Annotated in this window: 19 protein-coding genes; 4 read left to right on the plus strand and 15 right to left on the minus strand. The window is 64.2% G+C overall.

The window, feature by feature from the left end; translation table 11 throughout:
* Window positions 1–17 precede the first annotated feature (17 nt).
* The 5 genes from accC to ACYQ2U_RS06395 all read right to left on the minus strand — a co-directional run bounded on the left by accC (window position 18) and on the right by ACYQ2U_RS06395 (window position 3672).
* Complete coding sequence (gene accC / locus ACYQ2U_RS06375) at window positions 18–1367, minus strand: acetyl-CoA carboxylase biotin carboxylase subunit (protein WP_459949520.1); 1350 nt, start codon at window positions 1365–1367, stop codon at window positions 18–20.
* Window positions 1368–1433: 66 nt separating this feature from the next.
* On the minus strand, window positions 1434–1886 hold the full coding sequence (gene accB / locus ACYQ2U_RS06380; protein WP_459949521.1) for an acetyl-CoA carboxylase biotin carboxyl carrier protein: 453 nt from the start codon (window positions 1884–1886) through the stop codon (window positions 1434–1436).
* 61 nt (window positions 1887–1947) lie between these two features.
* Window positions 1948–2460 carry a type II 3-dehydroquinate dehydratase gene (gene aroQ / locus ACYQ2U_RS06385; protein WP_459949522.1) on the minus strand — a complete coding sequence of 171 codons (513 nt, stop codon included), beginning with the start codon at window positions 2458–2460 and terminating at the stop codon, window positions 1948–1950.
* A gap of 70 nt (window positions 2461–2530) precedes the next feature.
* Entirely contained in the window at window positions 2531–3073 is a 543-nt protein-coding gene (locus ACYQ2U_RS06390; protein WP_459949523.1) for a TlpA family protein disulfide reductase, read from the minus strand.
* Window positions 3070–3672, minus strand: a complete 603-nt coding sequence (locus ACYQ2U_RS06395) for a nucleotidyltransferase (RefSeq protein WP_459949524.1) — start codon at window positions 3670–3672, stop codon at window positions 3070–3072. Before ACYQ2U_RS06395 ends, ACYQ2U_RS06390 begins: the two co-directional genes overlap by 4 nt.
* 151 nt (window positions 3673–3823) lie before the next feature.
* On the opposite strand from ACYQ2U_RS06395, the gene mpl reads away from it, so the two are divergent.
* Together mpl and ACYQ2U_RS06405 are read left to right on the plus strand one after the other, a co-directional pair.
* The gene (gene mpl, locus ACYQ2U_RS06400) at window positions 3824–5179 is read left to right on the plus strand and encodes a UDP-N-acetylmuramate:L-alanyl-gamma-D-glutamyl-meso-diaminopimelate ligase (RefSeq protein ID WP_459949525.1); all 1356 of its coding nucleotides are present in this window, start codon (window positions 3824–3826) and stop codon (window positions 5177–5179) included.
* A 250-nt stretch (window positions 5180–5429) separates the two neighbouring features.
* A complete protein-coding gene (locus ACYQ2U_RS06405; protein ID WP_459949526.1) occupies window positions 5430–6083 on the plus strand; it encodes an SCO family protein in 654 nt (217 codons plus the stop codon).
* Between the two features lie 46 nt (window positions 6084–6129).
* Here the strand turns inward: ACYQ2U_RS06405 and ACYQ2U_RS06410 are convergent, their stop codons facing one another.
* The 3 genes from ACYQ2U_RS06410 to ACYQ2U_RS06420 form a co-directional block, all read right to left on the minus strand.
* Window positions 6130–7761, minus strand: a complete 1632-nt coding sequence (locus ACYQ2U_RS06410) for a SulP family inorganic anion transporter (protein WP_459949527.1) — start codon at window positions 7759–7761, stop codon at window positions 6130–6132.
* Window positions 7762–7919: 158 nt separating this feature from the next.
* On the minus strand, window positions 7920–8807 hold the full coding sequence (gene rpoH / locus ACYQ2U_RS06415) for an RNA polymerase sigma factor RpoH (protein WP_459949528.1): 888 nt from the start codon (window positions 8805–8807) through the stop codon (window positions 7920–7922).
* A gap of 71 nt (window positions 8808–8878) precedes the next feature.
* Window positions 8879–9373, minus strand: a complete 495-nt coding sequence (locus ACYQ2U_RS06420) for a TlpA disulfide reductase family protein (protein ID WP_459949529.1) — start codon at window positions 9371–9373, stop codon at window positions 8879–8881.
* Window positions 9374–9491: 118 nt separating this feature from the next.
* Here ACYQ2U_RS06420 and ACYQ2U_RS06425 point away from each other — a divergent pair, with 118 nt between their 5' ends.
* Both ACYQ2U_RS06425 and ACYQ2U_RS06430 read left to right on the plus strand, forming a co-directional pair.
* On the plus strand, window positions 9492–9725 hold the full coding sequence (locus ACYQ2U_RS06425) for a hypothetical protein (protein WP_459949530.1): 234 nt from the start codon (window positions 9492–9494) through the stop codon (window positions 9723–9725).
* A 15-nt stretch (window positions 9726–9740) separates the two neighbouring features.
* A complete protein-coding gene (locus ACYQ2U_RS06430; protein ID WP_459949531.1) occupies window positions 9741–11735 on the plus strand; it encodes a UvrD-helicase domain-containing protein in 1995 nt (664 codons plus the stop codon).
* Window positions 11736–11755: 20 nt separating this feature from the next.
* On the opposite strand, the gene ACYQ2U_RS06435 is transcribed toward ACYQ2U_RS06430, so the two are convergent.
* The 7 genes from ACYQ2U_RS06435 to ACYQ2U_RS06465 form a co-directional block, all read right to left on the minus strand.
* Window positions 11756–12457 (minus strand): hypothetical protein, encoded by a 702-nt coding sequence (locus tag ACYQ2U_RS06435; RefSeq protein WP_459949532.1) that lies wholly within the window; start codon window positions 12455–12457, stop codon window positions 11756–11758.
* Window positions 12458–12612: 155 nt separating this feature from the next.
* A complete protein-coding gene (locus tag ACYQ2U_RS06440; protein WP_459949533.1) occupies window positions 12613–13041 on the minus strand; it encodes a c-type cytochrome in 429 nt (142 codons plus the stop codon).
* A gap of 133 nt (window positions 13042–13174) precedes the next feature.
* The gene (locus tag ACYQ2U_RS06445) at window positions 13175–14467 is read right to left on the minus strand and encodes a dihydroorotase (protein WP_459949534.1); all 1293 of its coding nucleotides are present in this window, start codon (window positions 14465–14467) and stop codon (window positions 13175–13177) included.
* A 4-nt stretch (window positions 14468–14471) separates the two neighbouring features.
* On the minus strand, window positions 14472–15437 hold the full coding sequence (locus tag ACYQ2U_RS06450) for an aspartate carbamoyltransferase catalytic subunit (RefSeq protein WP_459949535.1): 966 nt from the start codon (window positions 15435–15437) through the stop codon (window positions 14472–14474).
* Window positions 15434–15850, minus strand: coding sequence for a Holliday junction resolvase RuvX (gene ruvX / locus ACYQ2U_RS06455; protein ID WP_459949536.1), 417 nt, complete (start codon window positions 15848–15850; stop codon window positions 15434–15436). The genes ACYQ2U_RS06450 and ruvX overlap by 4 nt, the downstream gene beginning before the upstream one ends.
* 112 nt (window positions 15851–15962) lie before the next feature.
* Window positions 15963–16484, minus strand: a complete 522-nt coding sequence (locus ACYQ2U_RS06460; protein WP_459949930.1) for a YqgE/AlgH family protein — start codon at window positions 16482–16484, stop codon at window positions 15963–15965.
* 121 nt (window positions 16485–16605) lie between these two features.
* Window positions 16606–17040 (minus strand): hypothetical protein, encoded by a 435-nt coding sequence (locus tag ACYQ2U_RS06465; protein WP_459949537.1) that lies wholly within the window; start codon window positions 17038–17040, stop codon window positions 16606–16608.
* Window position 17041: the final 1 nt, after the last annotated feature.

The following is a 17041-nucleotide window of genomic DNA, read 5'->3' on the forward strand; positions in this document are numbered from 1 at the left end:
GGGGGAAGCACGGCGCATTACAGGCTTTTCGCCGCCAGCTTTTCTTCCAGATAGTGGATGCTGGTGCCGCCCTGGATGAAGCGCTCGTCCAGCATCAGGTCCTGGTGCAGGGGGATGTTGGTCTTGATGCCGTCCACCATGGTTTCCGACAGAGCGATGCGCATGCGGCGGATGGCTTGCTCGCGGGTGTCGCCGGTGGCGATCAGCTTGCCGATCATGGAATCGTAGTGGGGCGGCACGGTGTAGCCGGTATAGACGTGGGAATCCACTCGGATGCCGGGACCGCCGGGGGCGTGCCAGTTGGTGATCTTGCCGGGGGACGGGGTGAACTTGAAGGGGTCCTCGGCGTTGATGCGGCATTCGATGGCGTGGCCCTTGAGTTCCAGGTCGCGTTGCTTGAGCCACATTTTTTCACCGGCGGCGATGCGGATCTGGGCCTGGACGATGTCCACGCCGGTGACCAGCTCGGTGACCGGATGTTCCACCTGGACCCGGGTGTTCATTTCAATGAAATAGAACTCGCCGTTTTCGTAGAGGAATTCGAAGGTGCCGGCGCCCCGGTACTGGATGCGCTTGCAGGCGGCGACGCAGGCGTCGCCCACCCGGGCGATCAGGCGGCGGCTGATGCCGGGGGCGGGCGCCTCCTCGATCACCTTCTGGTGGCGGCGCTGCATGGAGCAGTCGCGCTCGCCCAGATAGACGGCGGCACCGGTCTGGTCGGCCAGCACCTGGATTTCGATGTGGCGCGGGTTTTCCAGGAACTTTTCCATGTACACCGTCGGATTGCCGAAGGCGGCACCGGCCTCGGAGCGGGTCATGGTGACGGCGTTGATCAGGGCGGCCTCGGTGTGCACCACCCGCATGCCGCGCCCGCCGCCGCCGCCGGCGGCCTTGATGATCACCGGATAGCCGATGGCGCGGGCGATCTTGACGATTTCCTTGGGGTCCTCGGGCAGGGCGCCTTCGGAACCGGGCACGCAGGGCACGCCGGCGGCCTTCATGGCGTCCTTGGCAGAAACCTTGTCGCCCATCAGGCGGATGGTCTCGGCGCGGGGGCCGATGAAGGCGAAGCCGGAGGATTCCACCCGCTCGGCGAAGTCGGCGTTCTCGGAGAGGAAGCCGTAGCCGGGGTGGATGGCCTGGGCGTCGGTGACCTCCGCCGCGGAAATCAGGGCGGGGATGTTGAGGTAGCTCAGGGCCGAGGACGGGGGGCCGATGCAGACGGATTCGTCCGCCAGCTTGACGTACTTGGCTTCCGTGTCGGCGGTGGAGTGCACGGCGACGGTCTTGATGCCCAGTTCGCGGCAGGCCCGTAAAACACGAAGGGCGATCTCGCCGCGGTTGGCAATAAGGATTTTTTCAAACATAGAGAACCCCAGGGAAGGGGGAAGGGGGAGGGAGAAGGTTTCGCTTCTGCGCTCCCCGCTTTCCGATTAACCGATGACGAACAGGGGCTGGCCGAACTCGACGGGTTGGCCGTTTTCCACCAGGATGGCCTTGATGGTGCCCGAGGCGTCCGCCTCGATTTCGTTCATCAGCTTCATGGCTTCCAGAATGCAGAGGGTGTCGCCTTCCTTCACGGCCTGGCCCACTTCGACGAAGGGAGGGTTGCCGGGGCTGCCGGAACGGTAGAAGGTGCCGACCATGGGGGCGGTCACCACATGCCCTTCGGGCAGAGCATTTTCCACCGGGGCGGCGGGTGCGGCGGCCACCGGGGCGGCGGCGACCGGGGCCACGGCGGGGGCGCCGACCATGACGGTGGTGGGCGCGGCGGCAGTCAGGTGCTTGGCGATGCGGATTTTTTCCTCACCCTCGCTGATTTCCAGTTCGGAAATGCCCGAATTTTGGACGAGGTCGATGAGGGTTTTGAGCTTTCTCAGATCCATTTGCGTGTATCTCCCTGCAAACCCGGGCTAAGTGACCCGGTGGATTTATTGGAATGGGTGTTCAGGAATGGCCGATGCGGGCCAGGGCGGCGTCAAGGGCGAGCAGATAGCCCTGGGCACCCAGGCCGCAAATGACCCCGACGGCGATGTCGGAAAAATAGGAGTGGCGGCGGAATGCCTCCCGCGCATGCACGTTGGAGAGGTGCACCTCGATGAAGGGGATCGCCACCCCGGCCAGGGCATCGCGCAGGGCGATGCTGGTGTGGGTGTAGGCGCCCGGATTGATCAGGATGAACTCGATGCCTTCGCTGCGGGCGGCGTGGACCCGGTCGATCAATTCGCCTTCGTGGTTGCTCTGGAAGCTTTCGATCTGCACCCCGGCGCTGCGGGCGCGGGCTTCCATGGAGCGATGGATGTCGGCCAGGGTGGTGTGGCCATAGACATCCGGCTCCCGCGTGCCCAACAGGTTGAGATTGGGACCATGGAGCACCAGGATACGCAGGGGGAGCGCTTTCCCCTTGGCGCTGCTGCTTGCCTTGGAGGTGGTCTTTTGACCGCGAGTTGGCTTCGTCATACCTGCTAGTTTGCCGCAAATGACGTCAGTTTGTCCAGAAGGACGCTTTTCCCCAGGGTTTTTCCCGATATTACCGAGGCAATAAGGCGGCGATTTGCGCGCTCAAATCGGCCTCCTGCCACTGTCCGAGATGGGATGCCCGCAGCTTGCCATCCCCATCCACGATGAGGGAAAAAGGCAGGCCCTGGCTGCCGTTGCCCAGGGAGGCGGTCATGGTCAGCCGTTCCGGCGGCGCCAGCAGGATGGGATAGGACACCGGCGCCACCCGGAGAAAATCCTTGACCGGTTCGACGCCATCCAGGGCAATGCCGACAAATTGCACGTTCTTGCCGGCAAATGTTTGCTGAATCCTGGAAAAAGCCGGCATTTCTGCCCGGCAGGGGGGGCACCAGGTGGCCCAGAAGTTGATGACCACCAGTCGCCCCGGTGCCAGGGGCAGGGGGCTGGGCTGGCCGTTCAGGTCGGTGAGGGGCGCCCTCAGCAAGGCAGGCAGGGCGTCACCGTCCTGGATGGGGGTCGTGACCGGCGCCTGGGGTTGGCCGGCACGATAGCCGGCCCAGGCGGCCAGCAAGGCAACGCCGACCAGCAGCGGCCAGCGCAGGATCGGTTTCATTCCACGGTTTCCAACAGGGCGGCGACGGTGCTGGCCTTGGCCCGGTCGTGGCGGGTGGCGCCGGAGCGCTGCCGCTCCACGGCAAAGGGGTACACCGCCAGGGTGACAGGGATGTCGTCCCATTCCATATGGAGCAGGGTTTCCGGGGCATCCGGGCCGTGGCGGCGGGGTTCGGAGCTGCGGTAGTCGATGTTGCGGGAAAGCAGGGAAATCTCCACGTCTTTGGCGCTGTCGGCGAACAGGTCGATGTCGATGCTGGAGGCCCGGCCGGCGGTGCCGTCGAGGACGGGACCGGTGAGGTAGGGGCGGAAGTCGGCGAGGAAGGCCATCACGTCCAGGGCGGCGATGCGCATTTCCCGCAGCCGCTCCTTCACTTCTTCGTCCTGGTAGAGGGACTGGTAGGTGCGCAGTTCAGCCTGCACCTCGTCGTTGGTGGGCAGCGCGATGCCGTCGCCGTAGCCCAGGTTGCGGGCGGCCTTGCGCTTGGCGTAACCGTAGTCGTTGATGCCGTCCTCGGCCATCATGCGGGCGGCGGCGGCGGCGATGGATTGGCGGGCGTTGCCGGTGCTGCTGCGGGGAACTTGCTTGTGGCGTGTCATGGCGATGGATTCCAGAGCGGGTTCCGGGGGAGGTTTCCCCCGCTTATCGGGCACGGCGTTGGGCAAGGCGGCGGGTAAACTCCGGTCCATTCTAACCGCGCCACGGGGGACTCCCGGCAGCGGCCATCCTTTTGATACAGCAGGTTTCTCCATGCATATCCACATCTTGGGCGTTTGCGGCACCTTCATGGGCGGCATCGCCCTGCTGGCCCGGGCGGCGGGCCATCGGGTCACCGGTTGCGACGCCAACGTCTATCCGCCCATGAGCACCCAGCTTGAAGAGCAGGGGATCGCGCTGATCAATGGCTACGGCGTGGATCAGCTTTCCCTGGCGCCCGATCTCTATGTGGTGGGCAACGCCATTTCCCGCGGCAATCCCTTGCTGGAGGAAATCCTCAACCGCAACCTGCCCTATGTGTCCGGCCCCCAATGGTTGGCGGAGAATATCCTGCAAGGCAAGTGGGTGCTGGGGGTGGCGGGTACCCACGGCAAGACCACCACGACGTCCTTGTTGGCTTGGATCCTGGAGGATGCCGGCCTCAACCCGGGTTTCCTGGTGGGCGGCGTGCCCCAGGACTTCGGCGTCTCGGCCCGGCTGACCGACTCACCCTTTTTCGTCATCGAGGCGGACGAGTACGACACCGCCTTTTGCGACAAGCGTTCCAAGTTCGTCCATTACCATCCCCGGACGGTGATTCTGAACAACCTGGAGTTTGATCACGCCGACATCTTTGCTGATCTTGCAGCGATCGAGACGCAATTCCACCATTTGGTGCGTACTATTCCCGGGCAAGGGCTGATCGTCGCCAACGGTGGCGAGGCGTCCCTGCAACGGGTGTTGGCCCGGGGTTGTTGGAGCGACGTGAACTGGTTCAATCGTCAGGATGCCTGGCACGCCGAACCCTTGGCAGACGATGTTTTCCGAGTGCGGGAAGGCGAGCGGGTTGTCGGGCAAACCACCCTGTCCCTGCCCGGCGCCCACAACCAGGCCAATGCGGTGGCCGCCTTGTTGGCGGCCCGCCATGCCGGCGTGCCCCTGGCAGCGGGTTTGGACGCCCTGTCCCGGTTCAAGGGGGTCAAACGTCGCCTGGAGGTACGCGGCACGGTGAACGGCGTGACCGTTTACGACGATTTCGCCCACCATCCCACCGCCATCGAGGTCACCCTGGCCGGATTGCGGCGCAAGGTGGGGGCGGACAAACGCATTCTCGCGGTGCTGGAACCCCGCTCCAACACCATGAAGCTGGGCACCATGAAGGCCCAGCTCCCTAGCAGTCTGGCCGGGGCGGACCAGGTGTTCTGCTATGCCCACAACCTGGGCTGGGATGCGGGCGAGGCCCTGGCGCCCCTGGCGGACAAGGCGCTGGTAAGCGACGATCTGGACCGGCTGGTGCGCGCGGTGGTGGCCCAGGCCAGGGCCGGCGACCAGGTGCTGGTCATGAGCAATGGCGGTTTTGGCGGCGTCCACGAAAAATTGCTGGCCGCCCTGGCCCTTGCCGGGAACTGAAAAAGAATCGGCCCGTCGGATCACCGACGGGCCGTTCTTGTCTCCTCCTCCGCTTTGTTCTGGCGAAGATGTTGGTTTTTTTATGGGGCTGATATAACTCAGGGCGCTCAGCCGGACGCGATGGAACTAACTATACATCAGGTCTGAAATAATTAGGGAAGAAATTAATTGCCGCCATATGTCATGTTGTTCCGGGGCGACACTCTGTCTTCCGGGGCAGCGGCGATGGGTGCGGTGAAGGAGGAAATCCATGGCGAGGAATGACGGTATGAAAAGCGTGATGCGCAAGGGCTTGTTGGTGGGGGCTATCGTGTTGGCGGCGGGTGCGGGCTGGTTGGCGTCCCGCGCGGCGCGGCACGATGGCGGCCACGCGGTGCTGCCGACGGTCAAGGCGGCCACCGTGCTGGCGGAGGGCAAGCAACTGCCCGATTTCCAATTGCGGGGCCATGGTGGCGCCTTCAGCCGCCGTGACCTGGAGGGTCACTGGACCTTCATGTTCTTCGGCTATACCCATTGCCCCGACGTCTGTCCCACCGCCCTGTCCCTGATGCGGGACGTACGCAGCCGCCTCGCGGGTGGCAACGTGCCCCTGCCCGGCGTGGTCTTTGTGTCGGTGGATGGCGCACGGGATTCCCAGGAGTTGCTGGATCGCTACGTTCCCGCCTTCGACCCCAGCTTTATCGGCGTGGGCGGGACGGACGAGGCCTTGTCACCCCTGGTGCGGGCCCTCGGGGTGTTCTACCAGCGCCATGAAAAGGAAGATCCGCGCAATTACACCGTGGACCATTCGGCCGCCATGTATCTGATCGATCCCCAGGGCCGCTTGAAGGCGGTCTTCATGCCGCCGGTGCCGGCGGACCGAATGGCGGCGGACTACCAGGCCATCGTGGCCGCCGCCCACTAGTCGCCCTGCCGGCCCAATCGGTGCGTGGCGCGGGGCGAGGCGGCGCCTAGGACGCGCGGCTCGCTTTCCAGTCCGCCAGGCGCGGGTAGAGATTGGCCGCGCCCACCTTGCCCAGCACGCCGCCTTTTTCCAGTTTGTGGCGAACGTTGGGGCGGACTTCGCAAAGGATGACCTGGGCCTTGCCGCGCTGGAAGTCATCGATCAATTCGCCCAGGGCCTGGATCCCCGTGGCATCGACGAAGGGCACCCGTCCCATGCGCAGGATGACGGTGTCCACCTTCTCCTGAATGCTGGCCAGGGTGGTTTGCAGTTTTTCAGCCGCGCCGAAAAAGAAGGGGCCGTCGATGCTGTAGATCAGGGTACGGTCCAGCAGTCCGTCCGCACTCCCGTTCTCGCAGGTTTCCAGATGGTCCTCGGTTTCGTCCTGAACCTCCACCGATTGGGCCATGCGCTTCATGAAGAGCAGGGAAGCCAGCACCACGCCGACGTTCACCGCGATCACCAGGTCGGCGAAGATCGTCAGGCCGAAGGTGATCAAGAGGATGCCCACGTCTCCCTTGGGTGAGGTGCGCAGCAAATGGCGGAAATGGTGCACTTCGCTCATGTTCCAGGCCACCACGAAAAGGATGGCGGACAGGGCGCAGAGGGGAATGTAGGACGCCAGGGGCGCGGCCACCAGAATGATCAGCACCAAGGTCGCGGCGTGGACCATGCCTGCCAGGGGACTGTCGGCACCGTTGCGGATGTTGGTGGCGGTGCGGGCGATGGCGCCAGTGGCGGCGAAACCACCGAACAGGGGAGCGGCCACGTTGGCGATGCCTTGGCCCAGCAGTTCCTGGTTGGGATCGTGCCGGGTGCCGGCCATGCCGTCGGCCACCACGGCGGACAAGAGGGATTCGATAGCCCCCAGCAAGGCGATGGTGAAGGCCGGGCCGATCAGCTTGGCCAAGTCGCTGGCGGTGAAATCGGGGATGTCAAAGCTCGGTAGTTCCCGGGGAATGCCGCCGAAAGCGCTGCCGATGGTGGCCACGCCGTCAAACTGGAACAGGGCCTGGACAACCGTCGCCGCGACCATGGCCACCAGGGGGCCGGGGATGCGCTTGAATAGCTTGGGACTCAGCAGGTTCAAGGCCAGGGCAAAAAAAGCGAGAAAGGTGGTCGCCAGGTGGAGATGGGGGAGAGATAGGAGGATTTGGATGAGCTTTTGATGGAAATGCTCGCCGCTTGCCGCGGGATGCAGGCCGAAAAAGTCCTTCAACTGGCCGACGAAGATGATGACGCCGATGCCGGTGGTGAAGCCGACGATCACCGGCGCCGGGATGAACTTGATGACGGCACCGAAGCGGGCCAAGCCCATGGCGATCAACATCAGGCCCGCCATCAGGGTGGCCACCTGGAGGCCGACGATGCCGTATTGGGCGGTGATACCGGACAGGATGACGATGAAGGCCCCGGTGGGGCCGGCGATCTGCAAGCGGCTGCCGCCGAAAAGCGAGGTCAGCAAGCCGGCCACGATGGCGGTGTACAAGCCCTGCTCCGGTTTGGCGCCGCTGGCGATGGCGAAAGCCATTGCCAAGGGCAGCGCCACCACGCCCACCACCAGGCCGGCGACCAGGTTGTTGGCGATATGGCCTTTGCCCATGAGGCCGGCACTGCGGGCTTCGAGGAATGCGATCATCTTTTAAACATAAAAGTATTAACTGACAAATAGCTTAAGGATGTCGATGGGCATTTGATCGAAGGAATAAAACCCTCGTCGCTGCAAAAGCGGCAAGCCAAAAGCAAAACGGGCAGCCATCGCTGCCCGTTGTTGCCCGTTCGTGTCGCGACCATTTTTCAGTGGTCGGCGCTGAGGAAAGCCTTCATTTTCTGTAGCGCCTTGGCCTCGATTTGGCGAATCCGCTCAGCGGATACGCCGTACTCGGCGGCCAACTCGTGCAGCGTGGCGGCTTCGCTGCCTTCCTCCACCAACCAGCGGCGCTGGACGATGGCGCGGCTGCGCTCATCCAGGGCTGCCAGGGCGGTTTGCAGCCCCTCGCTTTGCAAATGATCGTATTCCCGTTGGGCGATGCGGGCGGTGGGCTCGCTGCTTTCGTCGGCGGGAAGCCAGGCGATGGGAGCGAAACGCTCTTCCTCGTCCTCATGCAGCGGTTCCAGGGAGACATCGCCGCCGGAAAGCCGGGTTTCCATCTCCACCACTTCGTCGGGCTTGACGCCGAGACGGGCGGCGACGGCATTGACCTCCTCGGGATTGAGGGTGCCGATGTCCTGCTTCATGCTGCGCAGGTTGAAAAACAATTTGCGCTGGGCCTTGGTGGTGGCGATCTTCACCAGCCGCCAGTTCTTGACGACGTACTCGTGGATTTCGGCCTTGATCCAGTGCATGGCGAAGGACACCAAACGTACGCCCCGATCGGGATCGAAGCGTTTGACCGCCTTCATCAGGCCGATGCTGCCTTCCTGGATCAGGTCGGCATGGGGCAGGCCGTAACCCAGATAGCCGCGGGCCACGGCGATGACCAAACGCAGATGGGACAGCACCAAGCGTCGCGCCGCCTCCAAGTCTTCCTCGTCGCGGAAGCGACGGGCAAGATCCATCTCCTCGGCCTCGCTCAGCATGGGCACGCGGTTGGCGGCCTGAATATAGGCCTCCAAGCTACCGGCGCCGCTGGGCACCAAGCTCAAGGGGTTCATCGGATTGGCTAGCGTCAGGTCATGGCTCATGGTCACGTCCTCCTCTAAAACAAGTTTAGCACTCGTCGCATGAGAGTGCTAACGGACAGAGAAGTTCCGGGTCAGGCGGCCAAGAGGGATTCGATCAGTTTTGGGAACTGGGCGAAATCCGGCTCCCCCAGGTAGGTCTGGACGATATGGCCTTCCTTGTCGATCAGGATGCTGGTGGGGGTCAGGCGGATGCCGCCGAAGGCGCGGGCGATGTCGCCGTGGCTGTCCAGGACCACCTTGAAGGGCAGGTGGGTCTTGCTGACGTAGGTCCGGACGTAGTCGGCGGGGTCGTAGTCCATGGCCACCGCCAGGGTTTCATAGCCCTTGGCGGCGTATTGCTGATGGACGGCCACCAGCTTGGGCATCTCCGCCATGCAGGTGGTGCAACTGGTGGCCCAGAAATTGACTAAGACCACTTTGCCTTTAAGGTCGGCGAGTCGCAAGGGCTGACCATCCAGGGTCGTGGCGGCCACGGTCGGCGCGGTCGGTTTCGGGGCGAGAAAAACCCAACCCAGCCCCCCGAGCAGGGCGACCAAGGCAAAAGTGACGATAAATTTCAATTTCATTGCGATAATTCCAGTTCGGCAAGGGCGCGGCCATCGGGGCGCACCGGGAAAACCAAGGCGTATTTTGGACATTTAGGCGGCCGCTGTCACTCGCAACAGTGCTGCCGGGGAAAGCAAAATGAAACTCGACCTGCGCAAAATCTACCGTTTCGACACCATCGACCGCAATGATGACGGCAGCCTGCCCAGCGGCGGCGACATCTACTACGAATGCACGGAATGCACCGTCATCGTCAGTTCCGTTTCCCACCTGAAAGCCGCCTGTGAGTGCGGCAATCTCGATGGTGGACAGGGCAAAACTACCGTTCGTTCCCCGGAAAAGGTCAATCCCCTGCGCGGCAAGCTGCGCTAACCCGTTGTTTCCCCGGTGACCCATGGTTTAAACGCTCCCCAACGGGAGGCGGTGAAGTATTTGGATGGCCCCCTGCTGGTCCTGGCCGGGGCTGGTAGCGGCAAGACCCGGGTGATCACCCAGAAGATCGCCTGGATGATCGAAGGTTGCGGTTACCCCGCCCACAAGATTACCGCCATCACTTTCACCAACAAGGCCGCCAAGGAAATGAAGGAGCGAGCCGACAGCTTGCTCAAGGACGGTACGGCCGAAGGTCTCAGTGTTTCCACCTTCCATGCCCTGGGCGCCCGCTTCCTCCGTCAGGAGGCCCGCCACCTGGGATTGAAGCCTGGGTTTTCCATTCTCGACGCTTCCGACACCACTGGTTTGTTCCAGGAACTCCTGGCCAATGCCGACAAAGCCACCCTGCGCATGGTGCAGACCCGGATTTCCCTATGGAAAAACAGCCTGTTAGGCCCGGATGAGGCCCGTACTGCGGCGGCCGACGAGTTCGAGCGGGGCGCGGCCGCCACTTACGCCGAGTACGAAAAGACCCTGCGCGCCTACCAGGCGGTGGATTTCGACGACCTGATCCGCCTGCCGGTGAACCTGCTGGAGTCCAACGAAGAGGTGCTGGCCCGTTGGCAGAGCCGTATCTGGCACCTGCTGGTGGATGAATACCAGGACACCAACCGCTGCCAATACCGTTTGATGAAGCTGCTGGCCGGTCCCAAGGCCGCCTTCACCGCGGTGGGGGACGACGACCAGTCCATCTATGCCTGGCGCGGGGCGGACATCGGCAACATCCACCTCTTGCAGGAGGATTTCCCCCGTCTCAAGATCATCAAGCTGGAGCAGAACTACCGCTCCACCACCCGCATCCTCCAGGCTGCCAACGCGGTGATCGCCCACAACCCGAAGGTGTTCGAGAAAAAACTGTGGTCCGAGCATGGCCATGGCGACGCGGTGCACGTCCAGCTCTGCCGCGACGACAGCCACGAGGCCGAATGGGTGGCCGCCCGCTTGCTGGCCCATAAGTTCCAGCACCGGGGCAAATGGGCCGACTACGCCGTGCTCTACCGGGGCAACCACCAGGCCCGGGCCATCGAGCAGCAACTGCGGCAGAACAAGGTGCCCTACGTCATGTCCGGCGGCCAGTCCTTTTTCGAAAAGGCGGAGATCAAGGACATCACCAGCTATCTGCGCCTGATCGCCAATCCCGACGACGATCCGGCCTTCATCCGCGCCATCACCACGCCCAAGCGTGGCATCGGCGGCGCCACCCTGGAGGCCCTGGGCCGCCATGCCGGCAACCGCCACGTCAGCCTGTTCCAGGCGGCGGTGGAAGTGGGCATCGAACAGCACCTGAACGAAAAACAGCTCAAGGGGGTGCGGGAGTTTTGCAGCTTCATCCACCGCATGGAAAGCCGGGCCGGGCGGGAACCGGCCCGGCAGGTGATCGAGGACCTGCTGCGGGCCATCAGCTACGAGGCCTGGCTGTTCGAGTCCCTCGATACCCGGGAAGCGGAAGGCAAGTGGAACAACGTCCGCGACTTCACCGAGTGGTTGGCGAAAAAGGGCGACGAAGAGAACAAGAACCTGCTGGAACTGACCCAGACGGTGGCGCTGATCACCATGCTCGACAAGAACGACAAGGAGCAGGACGCGGTGCAGTTGGCGACGCTACACGCCGCCAAGGGCCTGGAGTTCCGCCATGTTTTCCTGATCGGCGTGGAGGAGGGCATCCTGCCCCATAGGGATTCCCTGGAGCCAGGCAAGCTGGAGGAGGAGCGGCGTCTCATGTACGTGGGCATCACCCGTGCCCGCATGAGCCTGCACGTCAGTCATTGTAAAAAGCGCCGCATGGGCAAGGAATTGCGGGAGTGCGAACCCTCCCGTTTCATCGAGGAAATGGGCGAAGACCTGAAGCGGGCCGGCGGCGAGGAAACCGCGCCGACCCAGGAGGACCGGGTCGCCGGCCGTGCCCGTTTCGAGCAGTTCAAGGCCATGCTCAACAAGTCTTCCGTTTGAAGACGCCGCCCCCGCTTTCCTTAAAGCGAGAGCACCTGCAAATAGCTGTTGATGCCGTTCTGACTGCTCGCGCTGGTCGATAAGCCGGCTTGGGCGCTGGCCAGATTGGACAACTCGGTCTGCCGTGCCGCCTGGCTCTTGGCTGCGGCGCTGAGGCGGTTGTAACTGACGCCCACGCCGCCACTGTCGGACAGGGCGCGATCCGCCTGTTTGTCCGCCGTGCTGCCGATGCGCGCGGCGGCGGCACGAACGCCGGCGCCGTTGTCCTGCAAGGCGGTATCCAGCGCCTTGCTGTTCAGGACCAGGCTGCCGTCGGATTTTTGCGTGATGCCCAGGCTGCGCAAATCGCTGCGTCCGCTGTCGCTGCCCAAGGCCCGTCGCAGGGAATTGACCGCCGTCGACGCCGTCCCCGGCGCCACCTTGCTGCCGGCGCTGAGGGTGTCGTTGTAGGCGCTGACGAAGGACGCCAGATTGCTTTTCAGGCTGCTGTTGGTCGTGTCCGTCTTGGTGGCCGCCAGGGCCGCGCCGCTGTCCGCCACCCGGGAAAAGGCCGATTTCAACTGTCCCACGCTCGACAGACTGGCGGACGTCGCCGCCTGTTGCCGGCTCAGATTGCTGGTCGCCGTGGCCAGCGCCTTTTGCACCGGGTCGGTCTGGATCGACGTATTGGTCGCCGCCGATTGCTGGCTGCGATAGAGATTGGTGATGCTGGTGAGGTTCATGCCGGCTCCCGGAGAAGTCACTTTTCCACTCTAGCAGCATAAAGCCATGGTGCAACCGCGCCGGCAGCAAAACAAAAGGGCAGCCGAAGCTGCCCTGCTGATTCCTCGACCCCGTTCTTGGGAAAGGGGTCGAGGGAGTGGCGAATCGCGACGCCTTACTTCGGTTCCTTGAGGGAGCCGCCGGACTTGTTGGCCATGTAAACGATGGCGCGGGCCAGTTCGGCATCGGTGGCGTCGGCCACGCCGCCCTTGGCGGGCATGGAACGGATGCCGCTGATGGCGTTCTTGAGCAGGCCGTCCAGGCCCTTGCCGAGACGGGGGCCCCAGTCGCCGCTGTTGCCGAACTTGGGGGCGCCCAGGGTGCCGGCGGCATGGCAGCCGTTACAGGCGGATTGATACAGTTGCTCACCGGTGCGGCTACCCGCTGCGGCGCCGCCGCCGGCAGCCAGGGACAGCTTGGCGACGGGCGTGATGCGGGCATTGACGGCTTCCTCGTCGGCTTTGGGGCGGCTGCCCATGGCGAAGGCGGAGGAGGCGGCAACCATGCCGGCCAGGGCGAGCATGGAGAAGCGGGCGTTGAACATGGCGGGTTTCCTTGAAATCTGGGGGTAAGGGCTTACGGGAGAGGCGGGAATTATAGCCAATCCTGCAAAATCCAACGCCAAGAAAGGCTTAGGGCCCATGGGGTAGGGCCCATGAGGCTTGGGCCCCACCAGGCTATGACCAATTGCCGTCGTGGGCCAAAACCCCGTCGATCAGGGTGTAGCGTACCCGTCCCGCCAGCATCTGGCCGAGGAAGGGACTGTTCTTGCCCTGGCTCCTGAGGTTGTCGCGGCTGACGCGGAACTCGGCCTCGGGATCGAAGATGCAGACGTCGGCCGCGGCGCCCAAGGCCAGGGTACCGGCCTCGATGCCGAGCAGGCGGGCGGGATTGCAGGTGATCTTGGCCAGGGTGTCCGCCAGGGATAGCCCCATTTCATTGCCCCACTTGAGGGCCAGGGGCAACAGCAGTTCCAATCCGGTGGCACCGGGCTCGGCTTCGCCGAAGGGCACCAGCTTCGCGTCGTCGTCCACCGGCGTGTGGTCGGAGCAAAGGGCGTCGATGATGCCGCTCGCCAGGCCGGCCCGCAAAGCGTCCCGGTCGCGCAGGCTGCGCAGGGGCGGGTCGAGGCGGGCATGGGGATTGAAGAAGCCGATGTCCAGATCGGACAGGTGCAGGTGATGGGGCGTCACGTCGCAGGTGACCTTGATGCCCTGTTCCCGGGCGATGCGGATCATGTCCAGGCCGGCGGAAGAGGAAACCCGGGTGATGTGCAGTTGCACGCCGGTTTCCTGGGCCAGCAGCAGCAAGGTGCCCAGGGCGGAGGTTTCCGCCACCACGGGAATGCCGGTCAGGCCGAGACGGGCGGCCATTTCGCCGTCGTGGGCGACGCCGTTGCGGGCCAGGTAGGGATCCTGGGCCGACATCCAGACCGGGAAGCCGAAGGTGGCGGCGTACTGCATGGCACGCAGGACGACCTGGGTGTCGAGCACGGCGACGTTGGCGTGGCTGAAGGCGACGCAGCCGGCCTCGGCCAGTTCGGCCATCTCGGTGATGTGCTTGCCTTCGAGCTTTACGGTCAGGGCGCCGACGGGATAGACCTTGGCGAACTCCGGCAACCGTGCCCGGTGTTTGAGCATTTCCACCAGGCCCGGTTCGTCCAGGGGCGGGTCGGTGTCCGGCGGACAGGCCAGGCTGGTGACGCCGCCAGCGGCGGCGGCAGCCATTTCCGATTCCAGGGTGGCGCGGTACTCGTAGCCCGGTTCCCGCAGGCGGGCGGCCAGGTCCACCAGGCCGGGACAGACGACGAGGCCGTTGGCGTTGATGGTGCCGACGGTGCCGCTGTCGGCGAAGTCCGCCGGCGCGCTGCCGATGGCGGCGATGCGGCCGTCGACGATGAACAGGTCGGCGACCTGGTCGATTTGCTTGGCCGGGTCGATCACGCGGCCGTTCTTGATTTGCAGTTTCATCTGATTAATTCCCCGCCAGCATGCTCATCACCGCCATGCGCACGGCGATACCGAAGGTCACCTGGGGCAGGATCACCGCCTGCCCGCCGTCGGCCACCGCCGAGTCGATCTCCACGCCCCGGTTCATGGGACCCGGGTGCATGACGATGGCGTCGGGCTTGGCCAGGGCCAGTTTTTCCGGCGTCAGGCCGTAGTTCTTGAAGTATTCCTGGGGGCTGGGCAGCAGGGCGCCCTGCATGCGTTCGTTTTGCAGCCGCAGCATCATCACCACGTCCACACCGCGCAGCCCCTCCTTCATGTCGTGGAACACCTTGACCCCCATGCGCTCGGCGGCGGTGGGCAGCAGGGTCTTGGGGGCGATGGCGCGGATCTCCGGAACGCCCAGAGTGGTCAGGGCGTGGATCTGAGACCGGGCAACGCGGGAATGGAGGATGTCGCCGACGATGGCCACGGTCAGGTTGGTGAAGTCCTTCTTGTAGTGGCGGATGGTGTACATGTCCAGCAGCCCCTGGGTGGGGTGGGCATGGCGGCCGTCGCCCGCATTGACGACGCGGATGTGGTTCTGGTTGGTGGCGGCCAGGTGCTGGGCAATGAGGAAGGGCGCGCCGCTGGTGGCGTGGCGCACCACGAACATGTCGGCCTGCATGGCGGCAAGGTTGTCCACCGTGTCCAGCAGGGTTTCGCCCTTGGCGGTGCTGGAGGTGTTGATGTTGAGGTTGATCACGTCCGCCGACAGCCGCTTGGCGGCGATCTCGAAGGTGGTGCGGGTCCGCGTCGAGTTCTCGAAGAACAGGTTGAACACGCTCTTGCCCCGCAGCAGGGAAAGCTTTTTCTCTTCCTGGTGGGCCAGTTCGGTGAAGGGGGCCGCCGTGTCGAGGATGCGGGTGATCACGTCCCGGGGCAGGCCCTCGATGGTGAGCAGGTGTTGCAGCTCGCCGTGACTGTTGAGTTGGGGATTGGTGGTGTTCATTGCGGTCGGGTGTCGAAGAATCCTTGCAGAATGGTGGCGGCGGCTTCCGCGTCCAGGGTTTCCTTGCGCTGCTTCCAGCCCTGGCCTTTTTCGGCCAGTCGGCTTTCGGCCTCGGCGGAGGAAAAACGTTCATCCACGAGTTCGACCGGCAGGCGGAAGCGGCCTTCCAGCTGGTGGGCGAAGCGGCGGGCGCGGGCGGTCATGTCGTGTTCGCTGCCGTCCACCGCCAGGGGCAGGCCCACCACCAGGCGGGCGGGCTGCCATTCGGCAATGAGCTTGGCGATGGCGGCGAAACGGGCGTCGTTGGCCTCGTGGGCAATGGTCAGCAGGGGGCGGGCCTGGCCCAACATCAGTTCCCCCACGGCGACACCAATACGCTTGGTGCCGAAATCAAAGGCGAGCACGGTGCCCATGAAGCTCTCTCCCCCCATCCCCCGCCCAGGCGGGGGTGACAGATGTTCGTCGCCAGCAGGCGACGCCACGGCAAACGTTGCGTTCGCCTTGGGGCGGCCCGGCGGCAAACACTCAGGCATGTCCCGCCACGTCGGACAGGTTGGCGAAATCCACGCCGAGTAGTTGCATGGCGGCCGGCAGGCGTTCTTCCGGCGGCAGGCCGAAGATGATGTCGGGCACCGCCCGCACCGTGAGCCAGGCGTTCTGGGACAGTTCCCACTCCAGTTGGCCGGCGGACCAGCCCGAATAACCCAGGGCCATCAGAAAGTCGCTGGGGGTGCCCTCGGTGCCGAGGGAAACCAAGATGTCCTTGGAACTGGTCAGGGCCAGTCCTTCCTCCACTTGCAGGGAGGACTGCCAACTGCCGGCGGGGCGATGGAGGACGAAGCCCCGGTCGTTTTGCACCGGGCCGCCGAAATACACCGGGCGACCGGAAAACTCCTCCCGTTCGAGGGGGATGTCCACCTGCTCGAACAGGCTGGCCAAATCCATTTCCGTGGGGCGATTGACGATGATGCCCAAGGCACCGTCGGCGTTGTGTTCGCAGACGTAAGTCAGGGTGCGGGAAAAATTCGGATCCGCCATGGCGGGCATGGCGATGAGGAAATGGTTGGTCAGATTGACCGAGGGGGGCTGGGGGGTGTCGCTCACGGGCGGCATTTTATCGCCCTTTGGCCCGGGTTTCCCAGGGCGTTCCAGGCCGGGCAGGGAAACCTCAGCAGATGATGCGCATGTAGACGATGCCGGCCACGCCGGAAACCAGCATGCCCAGGGTCAGCAGCACGACCCAGCGGTGCTGGGGCGGGTCGCCCAGGCGCAGCCGTTCCAGCACTTGCAGCATTTCACCGATGGCCATGATGCCGAACAGGAACATCATCACCACGTCCACGAACATCACCACGCCGGAGAAATTGCTGATCGGTCGGCAATGGCGGCTGCCCAGGTTGAGGCTGCCCTCCACGTTGATGCCGCCGAAACCGAGGCCGGTGATGAACCATACCGCGACCACGGACAGCACCGCCAGGATCAGGCCCAGGGCGACCCAGCCCTCGGCGTGGCGCAGGGCGTCGATGATGTCGCGGACATCCGCCAGGTAGTCGCGCAGTTCATTGCGAAACCAGCGGCGGAATTTTTCCGGGTCCCAGGCCATG

The sequence above is a fragment of the Denitratisoma sp. agr-D3 genome (genome assembly GCF_054658675.1).

What these genes read in the sequence shown, in the direction of transcription:
- ruvX (WP_459949536.1), bottom strand. Translation starts at nt 15,850, where the DNA reads ATGGGCACCGTGCTCGCCTTTGATTTCGGCACCAAGCGTATTGGTGTC.
- mpl (WP_459949525.1), top strand. Translation starts at nt 3,824, where the DNA reads ATGCATATCCACATCTTGGGCGTTTGCGGCACCTTCATGGGCGGCATC.
- ACYQ2U_RS06405 (WP_459949526.1), top strand. Translation starts at nt 5,430, where the DNA reads ATGGCGAGGAATGACGGTATGAAAAGCGTGATGCGCAAGGGCTTGTTG.
- ACYQ2U_RS06450 (WP_459949535.1), bottom strand. Translation starts at nt 15,437, where the DNA reads ATGAACACCACCAATCCCCAACTCAACAGTCACGGCGAGCTGCAACAC.
- accB (WP_459949521.1), bottom strand. Translation starts at nt 1,886, where the DNA reads ATGGATCTGAGAAAGCTCAAAACCCTCATCGACCTCGTCCAAAATTCG.
- ACYQ2U_RS06445 (WP_459949534.1), bottom strand. Translation starts at nt 14,467, where the DNA reads ATGAAACTGCAAATCAAGAACGGCCGCGTGATCGACCCGGCCAAGCAA.
- ACYQ2U_RS06420 (WP_459949529.1), bottom strand. Translation starts at nt 9,373, where the DNA reads ATGAAATTGAAATTTATCGTCACTTTTGCCTTGGTCGCCCTGCTCGGG.
- ACYQ2U_RS06435 (WP_459949532.1), bottom strand. Translation starts at nt 12,457, where the DNA reads ATGAACCTCACCAGCATCACCAATCTCTATCGCAGCCAGCAATCGGCG.
- aroQ (WP_459949522.1), bottom strand. Translation starts at nt 2,460, where the DNA reads ATGACGAAGCCAACTCGCGGTCAAAAGACCACCTCCAAGGCAAGCAGC.
- ACYQ2U_RS06460 (WP_459949930.1), bottom strand. Translation starts at nt 16,484, where the DNA reads ATGCCCGCCATGGCGGATCCGAATTTTTCCCGCACCCTGACTTACGTC.
- ACYQ2U_RS06395 (WP_459949524.1), bottom strand. Translation starts at nt 3,672, where the DNA reads ATGACACGCCACAAGCAAGTTCCCCGCAGCAGCACCGGCAACGCCCGC.
- rpoH (WP_459949528.1), bottom strand. Translation starts at nt 8,807, where the DNA reads ATGAGCCATGACCTGACGCTAGCCAATCCGATGAACCCCTTGAGCTTG.
- accC (WP_459949520.1), bottom strand. Translation starts at nt 1,367, where the DNA reads ATGTTTGAAAAAATCCTTATTGCCAACCGCGGCGAGATCGCCCTTCGT.
- ACYQ2U_RS06440 (WP_459949533.1), bottom strand. Translation starts at nt 13,041, where the DNA reads ATGTTCAACGCCCGCTTCTCCATGCTCGCCCTGGCCGGCATGGTTGCC.
- ACYQ2U_RS06465 (WP_459949537.1), bottom strand. Translation starts at nt 17,040, where the DNA reads ATGGCCTGGGACCCGGAAAAATTCCGCCGCTGGTTTCGCAATGAACTG.
- ACYQ2U_RS06390 (WP_459949523.1), bottom strand. Translation starts at nt 3,073, where the DNA reads ATGAAACCGATCCTGCGCTGGCCGCTGCTGGTCGGCGTTGCCTTGCTG.
- ACYQ2U_RS06425 (WP_459949530.1), top strand. Translation starts at nt 9,492, where the DNA reads ATGAAACTCGACCTGCGCAAAATCTACCGTTTCGACACCATCGACCGC.
- ACYQ2U_RS06410 (WP_459949527.1), bottom strand. Translation starts at nt 7,761, where the DNA reads ATGATCGCATTCCTCGAAGCCCGCAGTGCCGGCCTCATGGGCAAAGGC.